Below are 3,910 nucleotides of genomic sequence, written 5' to 3'. Positions count from 1 at the left end.
TTTTCAACTTCATTTGCTTTTGCAGTAAATTCTTTATGATTATATAAACTCAATAAAATTTGATACATAAGGAATAGATATTCACTGTTATACAATTTCATTTCTTCAAGAATTTTGACAGCAATTTCTTGATTTAATATGGCTAAATCAAAATCATTATCCAAAATATGTAAAGTAGATAGAAGATTAAAACAAATACCTAAATAAAAATCATTTCTGTTTTCTTGAACTAAAGATAAGTGTTTTTTTATACCTTCATTCATAATCTGAATTGCCTTTTTAAACTCGTTACAAATTTTATAAGTATCTGCAAGGATTTTATATTCAATTACAATTTGTTGATCATTGTAGAGGTTGTATTTTTTTCTAATTTTTTGAACTTCTTTAAAATTTTCTAATGCACCACGCAAATCACGATTCTTTAAATAGATGTTTGAAGTATTATTTAAACAAGTTATGATACCACTTATATATTTTTTTTCATCTCTTTTAAATAAATCTTCTGCTTTTTTGAAATACAACAACGAATTATCATTATCATTATTTGACGAGTATTCAACTCCAAGATTAGTATAAATTACCGCGTGGTTAATTTCATCTATAAATGGATGTTTCTCCGATCTTTGAGACAAATCTATCCACTTTTGCAATTCATCTTTAGAATTAATATAAAATCTGTAAGAAAACAGTAGTTCGTTTTCTAACATTATCAATGGCTGATATATACTTTGTCTAAAATCTTCCTTTATTGAATCTAGTATTGATTGAGCGTATTTTAAAAATTTAAACGATTTAGATGGATTGTTATTACCTTCTTGTATTCTAAAAGTTAACCAAGTTATATATATTGAAATACCAACAAACGGATTTAATTGATTTCTAGAATTATAAATTATTATTTCTTTAAAAATTTTATGAATATTTATACTTTTTTTGTCAAGCGAATATTCAACTAATCCTTTTTTCGCAAAAGAATTTATAGCATTCCCGATAACAATTTTATTTTCATCATAAAAATCAATACCATTAATAAGAATAATATCTTCAATAACAATATTTCTTGAAGGCAATAAAGCAATGAACTCTAAATAATGTTTTTGGTATGAATCAAGATTCTCAAAATTGAACTTTTTAAGCAAAAAATTAAAAATTCTAATTGTTTCATTATTGTCATTCAAATCAATATCAATGTTTAATTCATTATCATCTAATTTTTGCTCTTTTAATAATTTGAAAAACAAATCTAATGTTAAGTCAACACTATTCTCAATTGTTTTTGCTGTTAGTTCTAAAAATAATAAATTGAAGTCTGTATAATTTATAAATTCCGTAATTAGAATATCATCACTTAATTTACTACAATTAGAATTAAAAATTTGAATTGCATTTTCTATTTTAATTCTAGGCAATTTAATTGATGGAATACTTGTTAAGTGATTTCGTGTAAGTATTAATTTTTCAAAACTGGATAAACTTTTTAGTAAATTAAATGAAGAAATATCATTCTCTAATTCTTGAATATCTAATACAAGTAAATTTTGTCCATCAATTTTATTTAACTCACCAAGTAAAATCTTAAACCTTTGATCTACATTATCACTTTTTGAAAACTCTAAACCTATATTTTTAACTAATAACTCATCAAATACAAACGAATGAGCAATTGAGTTCTCGACTGTAATCCAAATTATGTGTTTGTACTCTATAAAAGATTTTAAATATTTTCTTGCAAAAGAAGTTTTGCCCATTCCTCCTTCGCTATAAATTGAAAGAATCTTTTTCTCATTCAACTTTGATTTGACTTCCTTTAAAAAATCTTCCCAATCATAAATAATATTTGAATTATAATCAGGTAAAATTGTTAATTCTTTAGGTATTACTCTATCGAATTTTGATTTTACAATTTGTTCTAAATTATCAATTTTAAAATCGTGCTTTTCAATTTGTTCTTGGATTTTAATAACTTCAATCTTTAATAAATCAACATCTATTTTTAAAAGTTTAGAAATCTTGTTATTGATTAAAATTTCTAAATCTGTATTAATCAGAATATCTTCAATAGTTTTGTTAGTCAAATAACGTTCTTCACTATTTTTATTTTGGGAATATTTATAAATTTCTGATATGAATACGCTAAATAATATTGATGTTGAAATTCCATTAAATTTTTGATTTTTAAGTAAAAAATCTATTTCATTTGTAGATTTTTCAATTGCTTCTTCAGTTGAGATATTTTCAAATTTCCAAACTATTGATTTAGTAAATTTTTCAATATCTGATTCTAATACTAATGTTTTAAAACTTTCACTTAATAATTTAATTTCTTGCTTTTTCTCATTTGAAATTTTCGAATTAAGTTTTTTGTTTTTCTTTAACTTTATTTCATCAATTAGTATTTCTTTAACTTTATTAATACAAGATAACTTTAAATCTTCATCTAAAAATTTGGAATCATCAATCCAACTTTTTAATAATTTTTCTCGAGATGAAATTTGTGTATTTGTAGAAAAGCAAAATATAATATCTTTATTCAATTCTTTGTTTTTTAGGTAAAGTAAAAAAAAATTGAAGATTGATTTTTTAATATCTCTCGAATTTAAACTAAAAGTTGATGAATAACATTTAATTTGAGTGAAAACTAAATTATCTCCAACTTCTTTAATGTCATCATCGACTTCGGTATATGTTTTAATATCATTATTCTCAATGAAATTATTTATCCATTTTTTTAATACTGACAAATATTGATAGTAAAAACCTCTATTTGTTACAATTGCATCAGTATTTATGTCAAATATTTGTAATATTTCTTCTAGCATTTAAGAGTTTTAAATTTTTATAAAAGTAAATAATTTATTTATTAAACTCTTTTATCTATCGAATTATCATCAAAAGCAATCAAATTCAACATTTCACGAAGTCGAGAACGCACCCGATTACCATAAGCAGTTTCTATTTCGGTGGCGGAAAGGTTGCTGGTTATGTGCGTTATAATTTGTTTTGAAATGAAAATATCGTATCTGGAAAGTATGATTTCTGCCATAACATTGCATTCATTTCCGTAGTATTTTAGGTTGGTTTCTACGCCTAAATCATCAAAGCAATAGTTTCTATATTCGCTATGAGAATTGTTACCGTTGCTGTATTTTTGAATGGTTTGGTAGCCTTCTTTGATAAATTCAAAACTGATGTCTCGGCAGGTTTTCATTATAAAATTGTTGTTCTGCTTTGCTGCATTTCGCATTAAAGTCATCAATGTTGTTTTCCCGCAGCCGACTGGTCCAGAAAGTAAAATTCCTTTGGATAGATCTAAATTAAAATTGGCAGCCATAACCTCATCTTTGAGAAAATAACAAATCAGTTTTTGAATATTAATTACATCTGCTTCACTGAAATGGAATTTTTCTCCAAATTGTAATTTGCCTTTTTGTTCTAACCAAGAAATCATTTCGGAATAATTGTATTTTGAATTCATCGTTTTGAAAGTTTGATTTTTTATTTGTCAAAACGGAGATTAGCTTATGCTCTGTTCACTTCGTTCGGGTGCTTCGTTCCTCGCAATGACAAATTGGATTACAATGGCTCTGCATAATTTTTATCAATGGTTGCTTTGAGGTTGTAGGCTCTAGGTTGTGGATTTGCTTTTTGGGCTGGTGGATTTGGTAAATTGATTGAAAATTTAGGAGTATTAAGCATCCAGTTTCTTGCTGCTGCTTGCCAATCTTTCATTTTGGTTTTTCCACCAATGAGCCAACCGATGCTGGAGTAATAATTAGTTGCTCCTTAAACCATACTTATCGCATTGATTGTTAATTATTTAATGATTAATTTATTTGTTTTTTCTTGCAGAATTTTGTATTTTAGAGCTTTAAAACCTTGCAAATATGTTGGGAAAAAATCCAGAAAAACT

The 3,910-nt window shown here is 25.3% G+C and carries 3 protein-coding genes; all 3 read right to left on the bottom strand.

Features of this window, described 5'->3' with window-relative positions; genetic code table 11:
- On the bottom strand, positions 1–2,819 hold a 2,819-nt coding region (locus RMN92_RS13040; RefSeq protein ID WP_309609875.1), incomplete at its 3' end, for a hypothetical protein.
- 41 nt (positions 2,820–2,860) lie between these two features.
- Positions 2,861–3,475, bottom strand: a complete 615-nt coding sequence (locus RMN92_RS13035; RefSeq protein WP_309609874.1) for an AAA family ATPase — start codon at positions 3,473–3,475, stop codon at positions 2,861–2,863.
- 98 nt (positions 3,476–3,573) lie between these two features.
- Positions 3,574–3,729: a hypothetical protein gene (locus RMN92_RS13030; protein ID WP_309609873.1), complete on the bottom strand. Its 156-nt coding sequence runs from the start codon at positions 3,727–3,729 to the stop codon at positions 3,574–3,576.
- Positions 3,730–3,910 lie beyond the last annotated feature (181 nt).

The sequence above is a fragment of the Flavobacterium sp. genome, from assembly GCF_031363805.1.
Classification (GTDB): domain Bacteria; phylum Bacteroidota; class Bacteroidia; order Flavobacteriales; family Flavobacteriaceae; genus Flavobacterium.
The sequence above is the reverse complement of the archived record's forward strand: the minus strand, read 5'-3'. Positions and strand labels throughout refer to the sequence as shown.